This window comes from Methanosphaerula palustris E1-9c, from assembly GCF_000021965.1.
Lineage (GTDB): Archaea > Halobacteriota > Methanomicrobia > Methanomicrobiales > Methanospirillaceae > Methanosphaerula > Methanosphaerula palustris.
Genome location: NC_011832.1, coordinates 1,667,273 through 1,687,532, shown reverse-complemented (window position 1 = coordinate 1,687,532; position 20,260 = coordinate 1,667,273). Strand labels below are relative to the sequence as shown.

Below are 20,260 nucleotides of genomic sequence, written 5' to 3'. Positions count from 1 at the left end.
TCTCATAACAGGCCAAAGCATCATGCCAGACCAGAGAAAAAATACCCTGCTGTATGTCGACGACGAACCGGCCCTTCTCGAACTCGGAAAGATTTTTCTGGAGTTCACGGGAGAGTTTGTTGTGCAGACCGCTTCCTCGGTTCTGGAGGGTATCGAGGCACTTCGATGCCGATCCTTCGATGCAGTCGTCTCAGACTACCAGATGCCGGAGATCGATGGAATCTCTTTTCTTAAACAGGTTCGTTCACTCTTCGGCGATCTTCCCTTCATCCTCTTTACCGGGAGAGGACGCGAGGATGTGGTGATTGAAGCGATCAAGAATGGCGCTGACTTTTATCTGCAGAAGGGAGGTGAACCCCGCCCCCAGTTCAGCGAACTGACCAACCAGATCCGGCAGGCCATTCGCCGACGACGAGCCGAAATCTCGCTGCGGGAGAGTGAAGAACGGTTTCGGGGGATGGCTGAACGGTCCAGCGACCTGATCCTGGTCTGCGACCCCGACCTCCGGATCACCTATGTTTCCCCATCATCAACGAAGATCCTTGGGCTTGACCCAGCAGAACTGATTGGGGTACGGGCTGAGGACTCAGTCTTTTTCCCGGGGGACTTCGAACGGTTCCAGGAGGCTGTGGCAAAAATGCCTGACCACTCCCAGACCGGCGTTGAACTCAGGATGATGAAGAAGGACAGTTCCTGGGTGGTCGTCTCGATGCGGGGGAGCGCGATCATCCGTGACGGGATCAAGAGCGGGGTCCAGGTCCAGGGGCGGGACATCACCGATCAGAAGAGGGCTGAGGAGGCGCTGGCCAGATCCGAGCGTCGACTCCGTGCACTCTTTTCAGCGATGACCGACCAGATCCTGACTCTGGACTACGAAGGACGGTTTCAGGAGGTCGCTCCGACCAGCCCTGATCTGATACACCGGATCCCTGATGCATACCTTGGTAAAACCGTTCATGAGGTATTTCCGCAGAATCTTGCCGATCAATTCCTTCGGGGGATCCGGCAGACCCTCACCACCGGTCGGACGACCCCGCTGGAGTACTCCCTCACCATCGCGGGGACCTGGCACTGGTATACGGCGCTCATCTCCCGGCTCTCCAAGAAGACCGTCCTCTTTGTTAGCAGAGATGTGACCGATCAGAAGAATGGAGAGGAGAGCCTGAAGGCTGCCTATGAAGAGATTGCAGCCTCTGAAGAGGAGATCCGCCAGCAGTATGATTCCCTGACCAAGAGTGAGATGGCGTTGCGGAACTCTGAAGAGGCGTACCGCACGATCTTCGAACACACCGGCACCGCGATGGTCCAGGTTGGATCGGATCTTGCGATCTCCCTGGTCAACGGCACCTTTGAGGATATAACCGGATACAGCCGGGATGAACTGGAGGGAAAACGGTATCTGACGGACTTTGTCGTGCCAGGGGATCGGGCCCGGGTGTTGGCGTACCACAGGGCGATCAGCGCTCCCCTCCGGCAGAACCCCCTGCAGTATGAGTTTCGATTCGTCCGGCAGGATGGAGGGGAACGCTCGATCCTCTCCACGGTCGGGGTGCTCCCCCAGACCGGGCAGGCAGTCGCCTCTCTGGTCGACATCACTGCCATCAAGAACCTTGAAGGGGAACTTCGGGCGAGCGAGGAGCGGTTTCGGATGCTCTTTGAGCATGCTCCGGTCGCCTACCATTCGCTGAACCCGGAAGGCCGGTTGATCGCTGTGAACCAGGCCTGGCTGGACGAGATGGGATACACCCGTGAAGAGGTGATCGGTCACCCGTTCTCAGAACTCGTCGTCGAGTCGAGCCGCGAGCATTTTAAAAACCTCTTCTCCAGACTGGTCGACCGCAGGCAGATCCGGGGGAACGAGTACCAGTTGATCAGGAGGGATGGAACACAGTTCCTTGCTCTCTGTGAGGTGACCGCTGCATACGGCCGGAATATGGGCTTAAAACAGGTCCACTGCATGATCATCAATCGGTCTGAACGGATGCAGGTTGAGCAGGCACTGCGGCAGGCGAACCGGCAGTTGAACCTGATGACGAGCGTGACCCGCCATGATATCCTCAACCAGATCATGGTGATCCAGGCGTATCTCGACCTCCTCGACGAGGAGGTCCGTCCAGAGGGGACGTCGACGATCCTCACCAAGTTGAATGGAGCCACTGGGGCAATAAAGAACCAGATCGAATTCACCCGGGTCTACCGGGATCTGGGATACCATCCGCCTCACTGGCACCCTCTCGTCGACCTCCTTCCCACTCAGGATCTACCTGAAAACATCCGATTCACCACATCGGTGGAAGGAATCGAGGTGTTCGCCGATCAATTGATGGCGAAGGTCTTCTTCAACCTGCTCGACAATGCCATGCGGCATGGAGAGCGGGTGACTGAGATCCGGTTCTCTGCTGGCCGACAGAGAGAGAATCTGGTCCTCTCATGGGAGGACGACGGGGTCGGGGTTCCTGTCAGGGAGAAGGAGCGGATCTTTGAACGAGGTGTTGGAAAGAATACCGGACTCGGCCTTTTCCTGGTACGTGAGATCCTGGCGATCACTGGGATCACGATCCGTGAGGCCGGCACCCCTGGGGTGGGGGCTCGATTCCTGATCACGGTGCCGAAGGGATCCTTCCGATTCATCGAAACGGATTGAATTCGAGTCTGGGGGAAAGTCTCCTTCGTGCTTCAGCCCTCCCACAAAAAATGATCTTTGAGATGATCTACATTCCGGTTCTTCTGAGGGCGAGGATACAGACGATGATCAACAGGGCGAGGATCGTCAGATAGGCGAGGGTATTCCCTTCCAGACTGAAACCGAAGAACCCTCCATCCCCGTCTTCCCCCCCTTCATCGTGCTGCTGCAGACCGACCGCACTGGTGAACCGGTCCTCAATCCCCATGGGGCCGGTGATATGAAAAGCGAGGAGCGCTCCGATGAGGATCAGTACGACAAGACCTCCCATCACCAGCAGTCCCTTCTTATCAGTTCTGTCGACCATTCAGTTCTCCTCTGGCATCATCGCCGGTCTCACCCTCTTGATATAGGTCACGATATATCCGGTGACGAAGGCTTCGATGACTGCAACCCCGAGGTTCACCACCGTCAGAAGAGAGAGTCCGTACAGTGTCTGACTCATCGTCTGTTCCGTCCCCTGCACACCGGAGATCAGAATAACCCCGATCATTCCCACACTGCCAAAAACGAGGGCGATGAGGGTTGCGATGCCGGCACGGGAGAAGGTTCCGGTGAGGAACCGCCCGGTTCCGCGGTACACCGCGTAGGCCGTAACAACCTCGATGATATTGACGAAGGTGTTGGCTCCGACCATTCCCCATCCGCCATGCCCGATACCGGCGGAGAGGATATTGACGATGAAGACGATCAGACTCCCGATCAGGGGACCGGTGAGAATCCCGATCAGGGAGGTCAGATTGATATGGACTCCACCGAAGAGCGGGATACTCACCTGAAAGACTGCAAAACAGGCTGCTGTACAGAAGGCGGCGATGGTGATCTTTCTGCTATCAAGCGGTCCCTTCCTCCGCAACAGGTACAGTGACCCTGCGATCAACACCCCGGTCACAACCCACCATACTACTACCCAAAGAAGGGTGAACGATCCATCTGGAAGATGTATATGCGCCATAACTGATCAACTGATACCAGACGAAGTTCTCCTCTCTGGTGATCAGCATTCTTTGTGGTAACAGAAAAACATTGCTAAAATTTTGGGGTGTGGTAAAAATTTACTTCCAAAGAAAGGTTGGATTCTTCACCAGATCTTCCCGGTCAGTATCACATACAACACCGCGATGCCGGCACAGATAAGGAAGATCCATTCCGGTACCCGGATGGAAGGGACTGGTGTCAGTGCCCTGTACTGTCCCGAGTATCCCCGTGCCTGCATGGCTCCGGTAACCCGTTCTGCCTTGTCGAACGAGCGGATGAAGACCAGTCCGAAGACCTCGGCAAATATCGTTCCCTGTTGTCGTGCACTCTGGATCAGACCACCACCACGCGATTTTACCGATTTGAGGAGTGCTTCCACAAGGGAGAGCATAAGAAAGATGAACCGGTACGACATCAGGAAGATCTGATTGAGCGGGTTTGGAAAGACCCTGTCGACCATCGTCGTCAGGTGGAGATAGCGCGTCGTCATCAGGAAGAGCAATGAGTAGGTGACCATGATCAGCGTCTTAAGCGTTAAGGTGATCAGCAGAAGGAGACCGTTTACACTCAGCGTCAATGTCATCAGACCGAGGGGAATAGATAGAAGGATCGGCCCCGGCTCACTCCACATCATAATCCCGAATATCGAGATAACGAAGACGACTGGGAGCAGATACCATTTGAAGAGTTGCTTTAATGAAAATCCGGCTGTTTTGTAGAGGATCAGGATCGCAGCATAGACTCCGGCCAGCAGCAGGGGAGACCGGTTCACCGTAATGAAGAGCACCAGCAGTACCAGAGTGATCCCTTTGGTCCAGGGACTCACCCGGGAGAGGAATGAGTGGTTACTCTCTGCATACCAGGTGATGAGGTTCAGGTCAGGGAGGTGATCGTTCAGCAATCCGATCACCGGTCAAACTGTATTGTATTGACATTTTTTTGTTCATCAGCCAGATGATCTGCCTCCAACTGACAGCATTCACGGTCATGGGGGATGGCTCCGCAGACACCCATCATCGGATGTCCAAGGGACCTGCAGATTCGATCGATCATCTCGCGGGAGACATAACTCTCAAACCGGGCCGATTCAAAACAGGCTTCTTCGGGCGAAAGCCCGTAATGGGTGAGTACCAGCCCGAGGATCCTGTGACGCCTGAGGAGAAACTCGGTATATTCCTTTCCTTTTTGGGTGAACGTCACTCCATGGTAGGGCACATGGGTGAGGTACCCACTCTCTGAGAGTTCACCGATCATCTTGGTGATCGTGGACGGGTCGACATTGAAATAGACCGCCATTTTGCTGGTGTTCACCCGTTCTCCTCGCGTTGAGATATATTTCATATATTCGACTTTCCGGGGGGTGAGCTCAAACCCGGTGAAGTGATGCATAGGTACACTACTCTCCAGGACCTTAATAATATTTTGAACAGGCCCCAAAATTTTTCAGGTCTTCCCTTCGATGGGTTGCTGGTGATGCTCTGCTCGTTTAGAGCACGCAGACCTTACAGTCCTGGTTCCCACAGGCGATGTTGTCGATCTTCCACTTCAACGCCCACGTCTTGATGTCCCTGACGATCTCGATGATCTCAAGGCCGCTCTCGGTCAGGATGTATTCGCTCTTCACCGGGAACGAGGTGGCATCGATCTGGTGAGTGACGAGCCCCTCTGTTTCAAGTTCTTTCAACCGTTCCGAAAGTGTCTTGGAGGTGATGCCTGCCAGAGCATCCCGAAGATCTGAAAATCTCCGGGAGTATCCTTCCCCTTTGTAGATCTCCAGAATGATCAGAAGCGTCCATTTCCTGGTTAGATATCTGACTGTTTTATTGACGGTGCACGCTTCCTGCATGGTATATTTTTTGAAACCTCCGACTATTTATATTATAGTATATATTAGATATCTTGTAGCAAAAATATACCATGGGAGCGAAATTTATGTTCTGTAACCAGTGTGAAGAGACGGCAAAAGGTAGTGGATGTACAGTGAAAGGGGTCTGCGGTAAAGAAGGAGCCACCGCAGGGCTTCAGGATGTATTGATATATCTGTGCAAGGGGATCGCAGTGCGGAATCTAAAGGCTATGGAAAAGGGAGTCGGAGATGCAAAAGCAGGAATATTCATTGCTGATGCACTCTTTGCGACCCTGACCAATGTGAACTTCGACCCGGCCCGGTTCAACGATCTGATCCAGCAGGCCATCGCACTCCGCGATGCTCTGCCACATCTGGAAGGGGAAGAGCCGGAGGTCTGCACCTGGACTCCGAAGAACGACGGTGATATCGCCGCGAAGGCTGATGAGATTGCATCACTGGCGCAGAAAGGGGACGACATCACCTCGCTCCGCCTACTCCTGACCTATGGTATGAAAGGGATCAGTGCGTATTACACCCATGCAGCCGTGCTCGGTTCTACCGACGAGACGATCACCACCTTCCTCCAGACGGGGCTCGCCGCGACAGTCGCAGACCTGCCGGCCGACCAGTTGATCGCCCTGGTCCTCGAATGCGGGGGCGTCGGTGTGAAGGTACTGGCCCTCCTCGATGCGGCCAACACCGGGGCCTATGGAAAGCCTGAGATCACCACGGTGAAGACGACGGTCGGGACACGCCCCGGTATTCTGATCACCGGCCATGATCTCAAAGACCTTGAAATGCTCCTCGAGCAGACGAAGGAGAGCGGTGTGGATGTCTACACCCATGGTGAGATGCTCCCGGCGCATGCCTATCCGGCCTTCAAGAAGTACACCAATCTCGTCGGCAACTATGGCAGTTCATGGCACCACCAGAAGGAGGAGTTCGAACAGTTCAACGGTCCGATCGTGGTCACCACCAACTGCCTGGTCCCGCCAAAGGAGTCGTATATCAACCGGATCTACACCACTGGGCAGGTCGGGTTCGCCGGCGTCACCTACATTCCTGCGGCTGCGGACGGCAGCAAGGACTTCTCTGCGGTGATCGCCCGGGCAAAGACCAGCCCGCCCCCGACGAGCATCGGGAACGGAATGGACCTGATCACCGGTGCCGCCCACGATGCGGTCCTTGCGATCGCCGGCACGGTCGTCGATGCGGTGAAGAGCGGAGCGATCAAGCGGTTCCTGGTGATGGCGGGCTGCGACGGCCGGCACAGTGACCGGGACTACTACACGAAATTCGCAGAAGCACTTCCGAAGGACACGGTGATCCTGACGGCCGGGTGCGCAAAGTACCGGTACAACAGCCTCGGCCTCGGCACCATCGGCGGGATCCCGCGGGTGCTCGATGCCGGGCAGTGCAATGACTCCTACTCGCTGGTCGTGATCGCCCAGGCGCTGGCAGGGGCCTTCAATGTCGACCTGAACGAACTGCCGATCTCGTACAACATCGCCTGGTACGAGCAGAAGGCCGTTCTCGTTCTGCTGGCACTGCTGAACCTTGGAGTCAAAAACATCACGCTCGGACCCCGCCTGCCCGGCTTCATCTCCCCCGGTGTCCTGAACGTGCTGGTCGAAAACTTCGGAATCAGCAAGAACAGTACCGTGGAAGAGGACCTCGCCCGGATGGTCCCGAGTGCATAAGCGTCGACCTGGAGACAGATCCCTTCTTTTTTATAGGGGTGCCACTAGAAAGAATGGAGGTTTACCAGTCAATGGCAGAATATAAACCGGAACATCCGGATACACACGACCAGAGGAGAGCAGAACTCTATGCAAAGGTGCTTTCTCTCAAGGACCTTGTCGAATATTCGGAAGGGACCGTCTCAAGTCGGATGATTGCAAACCGCAAGGCCGGCAGCATCACAATATTCTCGTTCGATGAGAACGAGGGTCTCTCCGAGCATACCGCCCCCTACGATGCGGTCGTGACGATCCTGGATGGCGAGTGCGAGGTCTGGGTGGCCGGCCAGACCTACCAGATGAAGGAAGGGGAGACGATCATCTTTCCGGCCAATGTCCCCCATGCCCTCTCGGCCCTCACGCGGTTCAAGATGTCGCTGACGATGATCCGCGAGTGAGACCAGCCGGTACTATTAAATACCAGATTCCCTGGATAAAGGGTATCGAAGGTGAAGGGGAATGCCGGTGTCAGCATGGGAGTTCAGCGAAGGATCGGTGCAGATCAATGAAATTGAACGATTTCTCAGAGCCCATCCGGATACCGGGTACTCGTTGCATGAGATCGAAGCGGCGATCATCGGTGACCAGATCGATCGGATTCGTCACCTCGATATCTTCATCGCAGATCTTCTCCTGTTGATCCCGCACCTCTTCGAGGAGGAACGGATCGAATGCAGGGTGATCGAGGGAACCCCTTATTTTAAGTGGAACGACTGATCATTGGGTGAGTGAGTGTCCGGTCCTTGCCGGACTCCACCGTGCCTATATGGCAGGACCTGCCATACCAGATCAGTTAAACCTGTTGTGAACGATCATGATCACCGGATACCTCGCCAATATCATCATCATCTGCGCCTTCGCCCTCGTCATCATCGCCATCGGGAACCGGTTCCGGATCCCCGGGATCGTCGGGTTCATCATCACTGGTATCCTCATCGGCCCCTATGGGTTCGGGTTGATCCCTGACCGAACGATCGTCGACGCCCTGGCAGAGATCGGGATCATCTTCCTCCTCTTTACGATCGGGATGCAGTTCTCCTTCCGGAAACTCTTTGAGATGAAGAAGATCGTCCTGATCGGTGGAGGTCTCCAGGTCTTCCTCACCATTGCAGTGGTGGTGGGGATTCTCTCCCTCTTCGGGGTGCCCACCAATCAGGCCCTCTTCATCGGTTTTCTCGTCTGCCCCAGCAGCACCGCCATCACCCTGAAGATCTTCCAGGACCGGGCGGAACTGGAGAGCCCGCATGCAAGGGTCAGCTTCGGCATCGGGATCTTCCAGGATATCATCACGATCCCGATGCTCGTCGCCCTCCCGATCCTGGCCGGCCAGACCTCGGACATCCTCGGTTCGATCGTCAACCTCGGCGTCACCATGGTTCTCCTGCTGGTCTTCGTCATTGGGAGTTCCATCTACGTGATCCCCTGGTTCATGAACCGGATCACGGGTACACGGAACCCCGAGGTCTTCCTCTTAAGTATCATTCTGATCTGCTTTGCGATCACCTATATCACCGCCGAGGTCGGCCTTTCGATCGCCCTCGGCGCCTTCCTCGCCGGCCTCACCCTCTCAGAGTCCGAGTACTTCCACCAGGCCTTCGCCAGTATCCTGCCGTTTCGCGAGATCTTCACCAGTTTCTTCTTCATCTCCATCGGGATGCTGCTGGACCTCGGGTACATGATCGCCCATCCGGGGATCATCATCGCGCTCGCGATCGGCGTCATTCTGGTGAAGGCGGTCCTGTCAGGCGGCGCTGCTTTCATTCTCGGTCATTCCCTCCGGACCGTGATCATGTCAGGGCTGGCACTTGCAAATATCGGGGAGTTCGCCTTCATCCTCTCGACGGCCGGGAAGGGATATGGCCTCTTCACCGATGCGACCGAACAGGTCTTCCTGGCTGTGGCGGTCCTGACGATGTCCCTCGCTCCGCTGGCTATAGCCGTTGGACCGCGGGTGGCCGACCGGGTCGGTCAGAGTCCGCTGGCGCAGGTGATCAGGACACGATCGCTGAAGGATGATGTCATCCTGGCCGAGCCACTCAGCGGCCATCTGGTGATCGTCGGCTATGGGTTGAATGGCAGGAACCTCGCTAAGGTGGCGAAGGCCGGCACAATCCCGTATCGGATCATCGATCTGAACCCGGATACTGTCGCTGCGGAGCGAGGGAAGGGGGAGCCGATCTTCTTTGGTGACGCGACCTGCCCTGAGATTCTGACTCACGCCGGAATCGAAACGGCCCGGATCCTGGTGATCGTCATCAACGATACCCTCTCGACCCGTGCCGTAACCAGCCTGGCCCGACAGATGAACCGGAATCTGTATATCATTGTCCGGACCCGGTTCACCTCGGAGGCGACCACCCTTCTCGATTTGGGCGCAGATGAGGTGATCCCTGAGGAGTTTGAGACGTCGGTGGAGATCTTCACACGGGTGCTGAAGAAGTACCTGATTCCACAGAGGACGATCGAGCGGTTCGTCCGAGAAGTCCGTGCCGACACCTATCAGATGCTCCGGACCCCGTCATCCATCTCTTCAGATCTCACCGATCTTGCAGGGACAAGTCCTTCGTTGGATATCAGCATCCTGATGGTCGACCCGCATTCCAGCGTCTGCGGTCGGTCCCTGGCAGTGTTAGAACTTCGGAATCAGTACGGAGTATCGGTCGTCGCGATCAGGAGAGGAAGGGAGACCATCTCGAACCCCGCTGGCGATACTCTGCTCGTCTCTGGAGATGAGGTGATCGTCTTTGGGGAACTGGAGGACATCTCCCGGCTCCGGGATCTCTTTGAGGAAGGAGCCAATCCATCAGATTGACCTTCAGTAGATCGGGATCAGGCCGAGGCTCTCCCCGGTGAGGCACTCTCCGCCGGATGAGGTGACCAGGTAGGTATTCTCAATGCCGACCATCCCGACTCCCGGCATCCCCTTCTTCGGCTCAAGAGCAAAGACCATCCCTTCCTGGATCGGGAGGTCAAAGCCCCTGGCGATGACTGGGGTTTCATCGATCTGCAGCCCGATGCTGTGACCGAGGAACTGCACCTGCCGTTTACCATATCCCATAAAGTTCTGTAAAAACCTGGGTTCCAGGTCATCCATGACGGTCGCATAGATCTCTGACGGGACAGTCCCTGGCCTGAGCATGGCTGCCATCCGATCCTGGATCGCGACGCATTCATGGTGCACCTCGATCACCTCGTCAGGCAATGGTCTTCCATACATGTAGGTCATCGTCTTGTCGGTGTTGTACCCCCCAAATCCACACCCAACGTCGACGAAGACCAGATCCCCATTTTTCAATCTCCTCTCGCGGCTGCCCAGCAGCGGTACTGCGGGATACATCCCATAGTTCCCACCCGGACCGTCGAAGGAGGTCGGGTAGATCGAGCTCTCACCAAAACCGATCTGTCCCACGGCCATCTCAGTGTTGAACATTCCAAACCGGGCGATCCCCTGGTGCCCCTTCCTGACCATCAGGGCGTAGAGATCCCCCCCGAACTCAGCCTCGCTTATCCCTTCGAAGAGGAGGTCTGGCAGACAGTCCTCCATGACATGCCGATGGATCTTCCCGGACTGCCGGGTCAGCGTGATCTCATAGTGGCTCTTCACAGCCCTGACAGCCATAACCCGCGCATCGACCGGTTTCACCTCTTTAATAGGGAGGTACTTCTGCAGACGCTGAAGCAGGGCCAGCGGCACCAGTTCCATCTCCAGATGAACGGTCAGCGGGTCCTGACTCATCGCTGCTGCGACATCCCGAAAACTGTTCATCTTTCTGATATCGGAAAAGCGTGACTCGTTCAGTGCCCGTTCATAACTCCGACGGACCCAGAAGATAGGCGCCCCTCTGCGGGGGATGAGCAGCATTCCCTCCTGCATGGTACCGGTGAAGTAGTAGAGGTTGATCTTGCCAAAGAGGGCTACGATCTCCCAGTCCGGCTCTGTGATCTCCATCTGTAATAAAAAACGGTCCATGCGGGCTCTCAGTTCATTGGAGGGAACCTTCATCTGAGTATCCCTTAGAGTAAGTGGTATTTAACAGATAATATCGGACAAAAAAACCGAATTACGTAGGTTGATATCTCTCCGAACCAATCAGGCAGAAGGAGTCATAAGAATGTTTGAATTCTTAACAGAGCCTGTATGGTCGCCCTATATCGCCGGCGGCGGCATCGGTCTCCTGACCTGCCTCGTCTTCCTCCTCTCCAACCGGCCCCTCGGCTGCTCGACAGCGTTTGTCAAGGCCCGGGGATTGATAGGGATGGCTTTTGATGCAAAAAAGACTGAAGCGATGGAGTATTATCAGGAGATCGTCCCTGCAGTGGACTGGTCGTTGATGATCATACCGGGGGTGATCATCGGGGCGTTCATATCGGCCATTCTCTCGGGCAAGTTCCATCTCTTCTGGGTACCGGATCTCTGGGGAAGAACGTTCGGGTACAGCCCGGTGATCCGGATCGTCATCGCCCTGGCCGGCGGGATCCTGCTCGGCCTCGGTGCACGCTGGGCTGGCGGATGCACCTGCGGTCACGGGATCAGCGGGTCCATCCAGCTCTCCCTCGCTTCGATGATCGCTGCCGGCTGCTTCTTTGCCGGCGGGATCGGCGTCGCGGTGTTGATCTTCCGGGTGGTTGCGGGGGTGTGAAACGATGCTGACCTCTCTCCATGCCAATAAGAGAGCCCAGATCGTGCTCGGCCTCCTCTTCGGGATCGTCTTCGGGTTTCTGCTCCAGAAAGGCGGGGTTACCAGGTACGACGTGATCATCGGGCAGCTCCTGCTCACCGACTTCACGGTGCTGAAGGTGATGCTCTCGGCGGTGATCGTCGGGATGGTCGGGTTTCACCTGCTCAAACAGTTCGGGCTTGTGGAACTTCATGCCGCCGAAGGGACAGTCGGTTCGAACGTGATCGGCGGGCTGATCTTCGGGGCCGGGTTTGCCCTGCTCGGGTACTGCCCGGGGACGGTGGCCGGTGCGGTCGGAACCGGGGCCCTCGATGCCCTCGCTGGCGGAATGGTCGGGCTCTTGATCGGGTCTGGGATCTTCGCACGCCTCTACCCCAGGTTGAAGACCCGGGTGCTCATCTATCTCCCCTTCCCGGCCAGGACGGTGCCCGAGTTCCTGCATCTGAACGTCTGGATCGTGATCGCCGTAATGGAGGTTGGGATGATCGGGTTCCTGCTGGTGCTCGGGTATCTCGGGTTCTGAATCAGGTGGGGCCGATGAATGCTTATTTTTTTGATCTGGAGGTTTGCAGAGGTGGATGGCCGGCCCATTCCACACCATGACTATATAGTCGGAGCGCCAGATTGACCGTATGGAGCGGACATGATGGCTGGTATCAGCATCGTCCCTGACTTGGGATACCTCGGTGAAGGAATATCTGAAGGACTCGCCAGGGGGCTGCTCGTCTGCTTCGGCGGAGAGAACCTGACCGGCGAGGGGATGGGGATCGGCAGCGTGGCTATCAGGTGCCCCGGGTTCACCTGCTTCTCCCGAACCAGCAAGGATAGCCCTGGCGGGGAAGGAATCGTCATCCGGACGTTCCTGGTCGACACCAGAATGAGCTGGAGTATCCTCGGTTTTGTCTCTCCCAGTCTCACCCGGTCGATCGAGTCAGGGATCGGAGCCTACATGCGCCACCCCGGGCTTCAGCGTCTGCTGATGGTCCCGGTGATGCCGCTCCGCTCTCTGTTTGGGATTCACCCGGTCTTCGAGTCCATTCCCCCCACTGCCGAGGTCACGTTCACCTACCAGATCACCGGTACGGCGGTCGATATCTCGGCACGGGTCCGTCGCCTCGCTGGTCCGGTCGGAACCGTCTGTCTGTTGAACGAGTTGAGTGCCGACTGTTTCGTGACGGGATGGATCGGGGGGATCGTCCCCCCTCCACCCGGGTGGGAGGAGCTGTCCAGGGAGAGGGGTGCCAAATCGCTGTATGACCCGGTGCATCAGATCCGGTTCAGCATCGCAGCGATCTCGACCTCCCCGCCACTACAATCGAAGATCTTCTGGGGCAGGGAGATGGGGGAGGACCTCGGCTGGGCCGGGTTCGCTGTCGAGGTGGAGAGTCCGGATGGCATGGTGGTTCCGAACGAGGTGCGTTACCGCATCGAGTTCACCGTCGGGGGTTTGACATGATCGATGCATCACAACCAAGCGGAGTCGTTCTGGTCTATCCCTACTTCCGGGATCTGGACCCGGTCGACAAACTCTTTCCGCCCCTCGGGATCGCCGGCCTGGCCAGCCAGATCCGGGACCTCGGCCTCCCGGTGAGTATCGTCGACTGCACGTTTATGACGGTACCGGACGCCCTGAACCGGATCATCGCCCTCAAGCCGGCCATCGTCGGGATCTCGATCATGGTGACGATGAGCGCCAATGCGTTGATGCTCCTCCGGTCTCTCCGTGCCCGCCTCCCGGCGACCCTCTTCACCGCCGGCGGCCCCTTGCCCACGGTCAATCCGGCGATCTTCGCCGGGGAGTTCGACCTGCTCTCTCTTGGGGAGGGGGACCTGGTATTTCCGCGGTTCTGCCGGGACTACATCACCGCAGGGGCGAAACAGGGGTGGGTCTCAGGGGTCGACGTCACTGACTACCCGGGGATGTACCTGGTACTGGACGGAGAGGTCAGGTCTTCCCCGCCGGTGCATAACCCCTCGGCGATTCTGGATCGCCTGCCGCTCCCAGACCGGAGTCAGTTCGACCACCGGCGCTACCAGCAGGCGATGGAGGCGTCCGGAGGTATGAAGCAGACCAGCCTGATCATCACCCGCGGGTGCCCGTTCGCCTGTGACTTCTGTTCCAAGCCGGTCTGGGGAGACGTCTTCCGCAAGCCCCCGCTCGAGCGGGTCTTTCAGGAGATCGAGGAGATCATGGCCCTCGGGTACGACGGTCTCTGGATCGCCGACGACTGCTTCACCCTCGACACCGGATACCTGGCCCGGTTCTGCGAAGAGATGATCCGTCGCGGCAGCCCGATCGCCTGGACCTGCCTCTCACGGGTGGACCGGCTCACCCCGGACCTGGTGGACCTGATGAAGCGGGCCGGGTGCATCAGGGTGTATCTGGGGCTCGAGTCCGGAAGCGACGAGACCCTCCGCCTGATGAAGAAGAAGGTGACCGTCGAGCAGGGGGTCAGGGCCGTCCACCTCTTCTCCCAGGCAGGGGTGGGAACGGCCGGGTTCTTCATGGTCGGGTACCCCGGCGAGACAGTCGAATCGATCGAGAAGACCTTCGCCCTCTCCCTCTCCCTTCCGCTCGACGAGGCCTGGTTCACCGTTCCACTCCCGCTCCCCGGGACCCCGCTCTTCGAGCGGGTGGCCGATCCCCGGGACTGGGAGGACTGGGAGTTCTCCAACCAGGTGAAGTTCGTCTTTCCGTCAGCGTTCGATCATCAGTGGCTGGAGTCGAGGATCCGGCAGACCCGGGAGACCTTCGACGGTCGCCGGGTCACTCCGGCCGATGATTGATCCCTTCACGTCCCCGTTTCTCCACAATCTATAAGTGACCCGGGGGCGAAGGGGGCGATCATTCGGTGTGTGCCGGGAAACTGCACCGGATGGAGATGGTATGATGGATATGGAACATCATGGAATGGATATGGAGCACCACGGTATGGTACACCCTGGCATGGAGGGGAACCCCTGCATGAAGATGATCTGGGAGAAACTCGACGATCCGACGAAGAAGAAGATCAAGCTTCGGATGTTCGACGAGAAGATCATGCACAAGGAGAACTGTATCAAACAACTCCAGTACAAGGTCGAGACGATGAAGATACTCAGGGCATCGATGGAGAAGATGTGAGGGTCTCCCCTCCTCATCTTTGGGTCCTCTTCAGTCGTCCCGGTTCCGGTAAATCAGTTTGGGAATCTCCGATCCCATTTCGCTCTTCTTAAATACTCCCCGGTCCTACGGGAAAAAAGCAGATGTCAGCCTCAAATCTCCTATCGATGCTCAAGGAACTGGAACAGTCCAGCCCGGTCTCCCCCCTCCAGAAGATCCTTCTCCTCACGGACGGATCGGTCACCAATCTCCTCGAGGTGGTGGCCGGCGAGCCAATCGAGGTGCATACCCTCGCCCAGCAGGTGGTGCGAGCAGACCGCGACGAGGCGGCGGACCTGGGGATCGAGGCCGGCGACCTGATCAACTTCCGGGTTGTGGACCTGGTCGGTTCGGAGAGTACACGGACCTATGTCCACGCCATCTCTCACACCCCGCTCGATCGCCTCGGACCCGAGTTTCGGGACGACCTGATGGCCGCCGATATCCCGATCGGCAGGATACTCCAGCGGTACCATATGGAGACCAGGCGGGAGATCCGGGATATCCGCTCGATCCGTGCCGACAGAAACCTCTCCCGCACCTTCGATGCCCCGGCTGAGTCCGTCCTCTTCTCCCGGCGGTACTGTATCGTTCACGAGCAGCAGCCGCTGATCTTCATCGAGGAGATCTTCTCGCCGGCGCTCTGGGAAGGGGTCTGGATCTCCGGCCAGGTCGGCGCCGCGTTACCGACCCCAGCGGAGGAGCAGAGCATCCGGGTCGAGGCTCCGTCGCGGCTCCACCTGGGGCTGATCGATATGCACGGCGGGCTCGGGCGGGTCGACGGCGGGATCGGGATCACTCTGATGAACCCCTGCACCGGCATCGAGGTGAAGAGGGGGGAGGACCTCACCGTCACGGGCGGTACCCCCGAGGTCCACCGGCGGGTGCTCGAGGCAGCCAGGAAGGTGCTGAATGCGGCTGGTATCCGGGGTGGCGCCGCGATCACGGTGAAGCGATCGATGCCGCAGCACACCGGCCTCGGGAGCGGGACCCAGCTCGCTCTGGCCACCGGGGCGGCCGTCTCCAGGCTCTATAACCTGAACCTCTCTGTCAGGAGGATCGCGGCGATCGTGGGACGGGGCGGGACCTCGGGGATCGGGACGGCGGCCTTCGGGCATGGGGGATTCATCCTGGATGGCGGGCACAGCTTCGGCCCGCATGGTGAAAAGCACGGGTTTCAACCATCGTCTGCGTCGACGGCGGTGACCCCTGCAACGGTCTGCGCCCGGCTCTCCTTCCCGGAAGCCTGGAAGATCGTCCTCGCGATCCCCAATAAGGGGACGAATGTCGAGGGTGCACAGGAGGTGAACATCTTCCGGGACTACTGCCCGGTCCCGATCGAGGACGTCCGGCAGATCTGCCACGAGATCATGACCCGCATGCTCCCCGGCATCGCTGAGGAGGACCTGGGCCTCTTCGCCGATTCAGTGAACGCGATCCAGACCCTCGGGTTCAAGAAGGTGGAGACGAGCCTGCAGGATCCGGTGGTGCCGGCCCTGATCCGCGAACTCAGGCAGGCAGGGGCGGCGTGTGCCGGCCTCAGTTCCTTCGGCCCCACCGTCTACGCGATCACCTATGGCGACCTCGCCGGCATCACTCATGCAGCAACAGAGACCTTCGGCGAGCAGGGTGGAGAGGTGATCGTCACCAGGGGCAGGAACCATGGGGCGGTCTATTGACGGGTACCTGGTAAAAGGAGAGGTGATATCTGGCAGGCCATGACCCTGACTGCAGATCTCCTGCTCAGTTCAGTAATCAATGCATCTTCTCAGCACAGATGATGTCGTGAAGGATTGATGACCGATCGGTGATGCCTTGAACGATACTGGTGGGTGACGGTTGCCCACCATCTTCTCTTTTTTGATTGATGACAGATCAACCGATACCTTTTCTGAACCGTTCTTGCTGTTTACGTCTGTTTGAACATCTGTCGTGCCATGGCCACTCGCTGCTCGAAGTCAGGTCCTTCGAGTTCTGCCACAACAGATTCGAGAACTGCCGGGATATCGATATGCTGGGGGCATTTTTCAACGCACTGTCCGCATTGGACGCACATGGATGCAAATTCAGATTCCCCGAGAGCGACAGCGCCGCCCAGCCGTGCAGCATACATGAACTTCTCCTCTTCAGGGTTGTCGACCAGGTACAGGTTGTTGTACTCTTCGAAACAGAGCGGGATGTTCACTCCTGAAGAACAGGGCATGCAGTACCTGCAGCCGGTGCAGCTCACTTTCATCAGTTCACGATATGTACTCTCAACTTTTTTTACCAGCTGCAGTTCCGCTTCTGTCAGAGAGTTCGGGTATGCCTGGTCTGCAACGCTGAGGTTTTCCTGGATGTGCGTCTCATCGTTCATTCCGGAGAGGACGACCGTGACCTCCGGATGGTTCCAGATCCAGCGAAGAGCCCACTCTGCTGGGGTCCGTTTCACTAGGGCCTCGTCCCAGATCTCTCTCACGACAGAAGGCACAGTTTTGGTGAGGTTCCCTCCCCTGAGGGGTTCCATGATGATGATGCCAAGGCCCTTCGAGGCCGCGTACTCCAGACCTGCTGTGCCTGCCTGGTTCTTCTCGTCCAGGAAGTTGTACTGGATCTGACAGAAATCCCAGTCATAGGCGTCGACGATCCGGTTGAAATCATCTCCTGCACCATGGAAGGAGAACCCCGCGTTTCTGATTCTGCCGTCAGCCCTGGCTTTGTCAAGGAAATCGGCCACACCCAGTTTCTCAACCGCATCCCACAGATCACCTACGAGTGCATGGATGAGATAATAGTCGATATGGTCAGTCCTGAGTCTCTCCAGCTGGGCATTCAGGAACGTATCCATATCCTCCCGCTTTTCGATGAGCCAGGATGGGAGTTTTGTTGCGAGGTTCACCTTCTCGCGGTACCCGTTGGCCAGGGCACGACCCACGAAAGGCTCGCTCTGTCCCATATGATAGGGCCAGGCCGTATCGACATAGTTCACCCCGTGGTCGATCGCGTCGCGTACCTGTTTCGTTGCCCGTTCTTCATCGATCGATCCGTCCGCTCTCACGGGAAGACGCATACATCCGAATCCTAGGATGGACAGTTCATCCCCGTTTTTGGGAATTTTCCGATATAACATTTTCATTCACCTTTTTTTGATGATCCATGCTCTATTCCTGACAGAAAAAGTGGTTACGTGTTCGCAGTCAATCCGATCTCCTGCAGCCACCCGGCTATCTCATCCTGTGCTTTTTTTACCCTGCCGCCACGGATGGCAAGACTATGCAGGACGGTTGACTGCGGGCAGGTTTTTTTAATATCTGCGACACTCCGCCCAATGCCACTTCCCTCGTGCGTGCAGAACGGGGCGATGGTCTTTCCGGCGAGATTGTATTCCTCCAGGAAGGTGAAGACCGGCATCGGCATCGTTCCCCACCAGTTGGGGTAGCCGAGGAAGATCAGATCATAGGAGTCCGGAATTTCCAGGTGATGGGTGAGCTTCGGTCTAGCATTGGCGCGAAGCTCCTGCTGGGCTACCTCGGTGGTCTCTGTATAATCCTCGGGATACGCAGTCACCGATTCGATATGAAACAGATCACCCCCGGTTATTTCCCGGATCATCGTTGCTACGACTTCAGTGTTGCCGGCCGGCAGGTTCACGATCCCTCCGTCGACATAGTTGTTGCCTGGGCGCGAAAAATAGGCGATCAGACAGTTTGAATCAGATACGTTCATTGTTCCTCACGTTCACGTCTGCTTTCTTCTCTTGAGAGGTCTCAATTCCCTGATCGATTATGGTATAGGTAAAACCGGTATGGCATAAATATGGTGTACGAACAAACATGTACCATACTGACATATCTGATACTAATGAGATAGGCTCCTGATAATTCAAGGACACCCAGGGACTCGATGCGGCACCCCTATCATCATTGAGAGATTCCCGAAACATCGAAGTGCTATTCCCCGTGGTTCCTCTCTGCAGTTTTTTGATTCCTCTACTGCACCTCTTACTTCCGGGTCGGGAACGCGGGTGTCACATCGAAGGCCGCAGAGACATCTCTGAGCAGTTCTGTGATCTTCAGATGCTGCGGGCAGGCGCTTTCACACTGCCTGCATTCGATACAGTCGCCGGCCCTGCCGTGAAGGGCGGTGAGATTGATGTAGTACACGAACTGGCTGGAAATATTGCCGGTCACCGCACGTTTTGAACTGTTATAGAGTGCGAAATAATCCGGGATCGCGATCGTCTGGGGACAGTCTCCCTCACAGTATCTGCAGTTCGTGCAGGGAATGGCCGTGGTTTCATTGATGATGTCGACGACCTGCCCGATGATCTCGTACTCTTCCGGGTTCAGGGGCTCAAAGTCCGCCATAGAGGATGTATTGTCGAGCACCTGCGCAAGGGTACTCATACCGCTGAGCACCATCATCACGCCCTCCTGGCTGGCGGCAAACCGTATGGCCCAGGACGGGACAGACGCCGTCGGGTTGTATTCCTTCATCAGACGGTCTGCTCTTTCCGGGACAAGGGCAAGGTTCCCACCCTTGCAGGGCTCCATAACCACGATCGGCTTTCCATGCTTTCTTGCCACCTCGTGGCATCTCCGGGATTGAATGCCGGGATTTTCCCAGTCGATATAATTGATCTGCAGCTGGACAAAGTCCAATTCGGGGTGAGCGGTTAGAATCTCGTCTAGCAACTCCGGCGTATCGTGGAAGGATATGCCGACGTGTCTGATCCTCCCCTCCCGCTTTTTCCCTTGGACAAACCCAAAGGTATCGAACTGGCAGGCCTTCTTATAGGCGTTCACGCCGACGTTATGAAGCAGGTAATAGTCGAAATATTCAACGCCGCAGTTTGTGAGCTGCTCGGTAAAGATCCGTTCCATATCCGCTGCGGACTGGAAATCCCTCATGGGAAACTTGGAGGCCAGGGTGTACTCGTCCCTCCTGTGTCTCTTGACGAGGGCTTCCCGGACCGCTTCCTCTGCCCGGAAACCATGGTAGGTATACGCGGTGTCGAAGTACGTGAAGCCTTTCTCCAGAAAGGTATCCACCATCTGGTTGAACGTCTTATAATCGAAGGATGTCTGATCGTTCTTGTCCAGAAGCGGCAGTCTCATACATCCGAAACCAAATTTTTGGTCCATGCTGACAACCCCTCTTTTGGTTGCTGTACTCTTCATCTGTGGTTCTTCCGAAGAATTCCAGAAACCT

General features: G+C 57.0%; 20 protein-coding genes. 11 read left to right on the top strand and 9 right to left on the bottom strand.

The annotated features are described in order from the left end of the window. The first annotated feature begins 22 nt into the window (after positions 1 to 22). Entirely contained in the window at positions 23 to 2,644 is a 2,622-nt protein-coding gene (locus tag MPAL_RS14525) for a response regulator (protein ID WP_012618271.1), read from the top strand. A gap of 67 nt (positions 2,645 to 2,711) precedes the next feature. On the opposite strand, the gene MPAL_RS08105 is transcribed toward MPAL_RS14525, so the two are convergent. The 5 genes from MPAL_RS08105 to MPAL_RS08085 form a co-directional block, all read right to left on the bottom strand. Beyond that, entirely contained in the window at positions 2,712 to 2,990 is a 279-nt protein-coding gene (locus MPAL_RS08105) for a hypothetical protein (RefSeq protein WP_012618270.1), read from the bottom strand. Then, positions 2,991 to 3,638: an energy-coupling factor ABC transporter permease gene (locus MPAL_RS08100; protein ID WP_012618269.1), complete on the bottom strand. Its 648-nt coding sequence runs from the start codon at positions 3,636 to 3,638 to the stop codon at positions 2,991 to 2,993. A gap of 126 nt (positions 3,639 to 3,764) precedes the next feature. Further along, a complete protein-coding gene (locus MPAL_RS08095) occupies positions 3,765 to 4,571 on the bottom strand; it encodes an energy-coupling factor transporter transmembrane component T family protein (protein ID WP_012618268.1) in 807 nt (268 codons plus the stop codon). Then, complete coding sequence (locus MPAL_RS08090; RefSeq protein WP_012618267.1) at positions 4,568 to 5,050, bottom strand: metal-dependent transcriptional regulator; 483 nt, start codon at positions 5,048 to 5,050, stop codon at positions 4,568 to 4,570. Before MPAL_RS08090 ends, MPAL_RS08095 begins: the two co-directional genes overlap by 4 nt. Before the next feature lie 97 nt (positions 5,051 to 5,147). Continuing rightward, positions 5,148 to 5,507: a winged helix-turn-helix transcriptional regulator gene (locus MPAL_RS08085; RefSeq protein WP_012618266.1), complete on the bottom strand. Its 360-nt coding sequence runs from the start codon at positions 5,505 to 5,507 to the stop codon at positions 5,148 to 5,150. Between the two features lie 86 nt (positions 5,508 to 5,593). On the opposite strand from MPAL_RS08085, the gene hcp reads away from it, so the two are divergent. The 4 genes from hcp (at position 5,594) to MPAL_RS08065 (ending at position 10,061) form a co-directional block, all read left to right on the top strand. Next, positions 5,594 to 7,210 carry a hydroxylamine reductase gene (hcp, locus tag MPAL_RS08080; RefSeq protein ID WP_012618265.1) on the top strand — a complete coding sequence of 539 codons (1,617 nt, stop codon included), beginning with the start codon at positions 5,594 to 5,596 and terminating at the stop codon, positions 7,208 to 7,210. Positions 7,211 to 7,281: 71 nt separating this feature from the next. After that, positions 7,282 to 7,647 (top strand): cupin domain-containing protein, encoded by a 366-nt coding sequence (locus MPAL_RS08075; protein WP_012618264.1) that lies wholly within the window; start codon positions 7,282 to 7,284, stop codon positions 7,645 to 7,647. Between the two features lie 61 nt (positions 7,648 to 7,708). After that, a complete protein-coding gene (locus MPAL_RS08070) occupies positions 7,709 to 7,966 on the top strand; it encodes a hypothetical protein (RefSeq protein WP_012618263.1) in 258 nt (85 codons plus the stop codon). Between the two features lie 97 nt (positions 7,967 to 8,063). Next, on the top strand, positions 8,064 to 10,061 hold the full coding sequence (locus tag MPAL_RS08065; RefSeq protein ID WP_012618262.1) for a monovalent cation:proton antiporter family protein: 1,998 nt from the start codon (positions 8,064 to 8,066) through the stop codon (positions 10,059 to 10,061). Between the two features lie 3 nt (positions 10,062 to 10,064). Here MPAL_RS08065 and MPAL_RS08060 read toward each other — a convergent pair whose 3' ends face one another. Further along, positions 10,065 to 11,252: a M24 family metallopeptidase gene (locus tag MPAL_RS08060; protein WP_012618261.1), complete on the bottom strand. Its 1,188-nt coding sequence runs from the start codon at positions 11,250 to 11,252 to the stop codon at positions 10,065 to 10,067. A 109-nt stretch (positions 11,253 to 11,361) separates the two neighbouring features. Between MPAL_RS08060 and MPAL_RS08055 the strand changes: the two genes are divergently transcribed. The 6 genes from MPAL_RS08055 to MPAL_RS08030 all read left to right on the top strand — a co-directional run bounded on the left by MPAL_RS08055 (position 11,362) and on the right by MPAL_RS08030 (position 16,749). Next, a complete protein-coding gene (locus tag MPAL_RS08055) occupies positions 11,362 to 11,889 on the top strand; it encodes a YeeE/YedE thiosulfate transporter family protein (protein WP_012618260.1) in 528 nt (175 codons plus the stop codon). A 4-nt stretch (positions 11,890 to 11,893) separates the two neighbouring features. Continuing rightward, positions 11,894 to 12,451, top strand: coding sequence for a DUF6691 family protein (locus MPAL_RS08050; RefSeq protein ID WP_012618259.1), 558 nt, complete (start codon positions 11,894 to 11,896; stop codon positions 12,449 to 12,451). A gap of 120 nt (positions 12,452 to 12,571) precedes the next feature. Then, complete coding sequence (locus MPAL_RS08045) at positions 12,572 to 13,384, top strand: hypothetical protein (RefSeq protein ID WP_012618258.1); 813 nt, start codon at positions 12,572 to 12,574, stop codon at positions 13,382 to 13,384. Beyond that, positions 13,381 to 14,715 carry a B12-binding domain-containing radical SAM protein gene (locus MPAL_RS08040; RefSeq protein ID WP_012618257.1) on the top strand — a complete coding sequence of 445 codons (1,335 nt, stop codon included), beginning with the start codon at positions 13,381 to 13,383 and terminating at the stop codon, positions 14,713 to 14,715. The genes MPAL_RS08045 and MPAL_RS08040 overlap by 4 nt, the downstream gene beginning before the upstream one ends. A gap of 100 nt (positions 14,716 to 14,815) precedes the next feature. Next, on the top strand, positions 14,816 to 15,052 hold the full coding sequence (locus MPAL_RS08035; protein WP_012618256.1) for a hypothetical protein: 237 nt from the start codon (positions 14,816 to 14,818) through the stop codon (positions 15,050 to 15,052). A gap of 122 nt (positions 15,053 to 15,174) precedes the next feature. Then, complete coding sequence (locus MPAL_RS08030) at positions 15,175 to 16,749, top strand: beta-ribofuranosylaminobenzene 5'-phosphate synthase (RefSeq protein WP_012618255.1); 1,575 nt, start codon at positions 15,175 to 15,177, stop codon at positions 16,747 to 16,749. A gap of 230 nt (positions 16,750 to 16,979) precedes the next feature. On the opposite strand, the gene MPAL_RS08025 is transcribed toward MPAL_RS08030, so the two are convergent. The 3 genes from MPAL_RS08025 to MPAL_RS08015 form a co-directional block, all read right to left on the bottom strand. Next, positions 16,980 to 18,179 (bottom strand): aldo/keto reductase, encoded by a 1,200-nt coding sequence (locus MPAL_RS08025; protein WP_012618254.1) that lies wholly within the window; start codon positions 18,177 to 18,179, stop codon positions 16,980 to 16,982. A gap of 53 nt (positions 18,180 to 18,232) precedes the next feature. Then, positions 18,233 to 18,775: a flavodoxin gene (locus tag MPAL_RS08020; protein ID WP_012618253.1), complete on the bottom strand. Its 543-nt coding sequence runs from the start codon at positions 18,773 to 18,775 to the stop codon at positions 18,233 to 18,235. Between the two features lie 275 nt (positions 18,776 to 19,050). After that, positions 19,051 to 20,229, bottom strand: coding sequence for an aldo/keto reductase (locus MPAL_RS08015; RefSeq protein WP_201763840.1), 1,179 nt, complete (start codon positions 20,227 to 20,229; stop codon positions 19,051 to 19,053). Positions 20,230 to 20,260 lie beyond the last annotated feature (31 nt).

What these genes read in the sequence shown, in the direction of transcription:
- MPAL_RS14525 (WP_012618271.1), top strand. Translation starts at nt 23, where the DNA reads ATGCCAGACCAGAGAAAAAATACCCTGCTGTATGTCGACGACGAACCG.
- MPAL_RS08105 (WP_012618270.1), bottom strand. Translation starts at nt 2,990, where the DNA reads ATGGTCGACAGAACTGATAAGAAGGGACTGCTGGTGATGGGAGGTCTT.
- MPAL_RS08100 (WP_012618269.1), bottom strand. Translation starts at nt 3,638, where the DNA reads ATGGCGCATATACATCTTCCAGATGGATCGTTCACCCTTCTTTGGGTA.
- MPAL_RS08090 (WP_012618267.1), bottom strand. Translation starts at nt 5,050, where the DNA reads ATGCATCACTTCACCGGGTTTGAGCTCACCCCCCGGAAAGTCGAATAT.
- MPAL_RS08085 (WP_012618266.1), bottom strand. Translation starts at nt 5,507, where the DNA reads ATGCAGGAAGCGTGCACCGTCAATAAAACAGTCAGATATCTAACCAGG.
- hcp (WP_012618265.1), top strand. Translation starts at nt 5,594, where the DNA reads ATGTTCTGTAACCAGTGTGAAGAGACGGCAAAAGGTAGTGGATGTACA.
- MPAL_RS08075 (WP_012618264.1), top strand. Translation starts at nt 7,282, where the DNA reads ATGGCAGAATATAAACCGGAACATCCGGATACACACGACCAGAGGAGA.
- MPAL_RS08070 (WP_012618263.1), top strand. Translation starts at nt 7,709, where the DNA reads ATGCCGGTGTCAGCATGGGAGTTCAGCGAAGGATCGGTGCAGATCAAT.
- MPAL_RS08065 (WP_012618262.1), top strand. Translation starts at nt 8,064, where the DNA reads ATGATCACCGGATACCTCGCCAATATCATCATCATCTGCGCCTTCGCC.
- MPAL_RS08060 (WP_012618261.1), bottom strand. Translation starts at nt 11,252, where the DNA reads ATGAAGGTTCCCTCCAATGAACTGAGAGCCCGCATGGACCGTTTTTTA.
- MPAL_RS08055 (WP_012618260.1), top strand. Translation starts at nt 11,362, where the DNA reads ATGTTTGAATTCTTAACAGAGCCTGTATGGTCGCCCTATATCGCCGGC.
- MPAL_RS08050 (WP_012618259.1), top strand. Translation starts at nt 11,894, where the DNA reads ATGCTGACCTCTCTCCATGCCAATAAGAGAGCCCAGATCGTGCTCGGC.
- MPAL_RS08045 (WP_012618258.1), top strand. Translation starts at nt 12,572, where the DNA reads ATGATGGCTGGTATCAGCATCGTCCCTGACTTGGGATACCTCGGTGAA.
- MPAL_RS08040 (WP_012618257.1), top strand. Translation starts at nt 13,381, where the DNA reads ATGATCGATGCATCACAACCAAGCGGAGTCGTTCTGGTCTATCCCTAC.
- MPAL_RS08035 (WP_012618256.1), top strand. Translation starts at nt 14,816, where the DNA reads ATGATGGATATGGAACATCATGGAATGGATATGGAGCACCACGGTATG.
- MPAL_RS08030 (WP_012618255.1), top strand. Translation starts at nt 15,175, where the DNA reads ATGTCAGCCTCAAATCTCCTATCGATGCTCAAGGAACTGGAACAGTCC.
- MPAL_RS08025 (WP_012618254.1), bottom strand. Translation starts at nt 18,179, where the DNA reads ATGTTATATCGGAAAATTCCCAAAAACGGGGATGAACTGTCCATCCTA.
- MPAL_RS08020 (WP_012618253.1), bottom strand. Translation starts at nt 18,775, where the DNA reads ATGAACGTATCTGATTCAAACTGTCTGATCGCCTATTTTTCGCGCCCA.
- MPAL_RS08015 (WP_201763840.1), bottom strand. Translation starts at nt 20,229, where the DNA reads ATGAAGAGTACAGCAACCAAAAGAGGGGTTGTCAGCATGGACCAAAAA.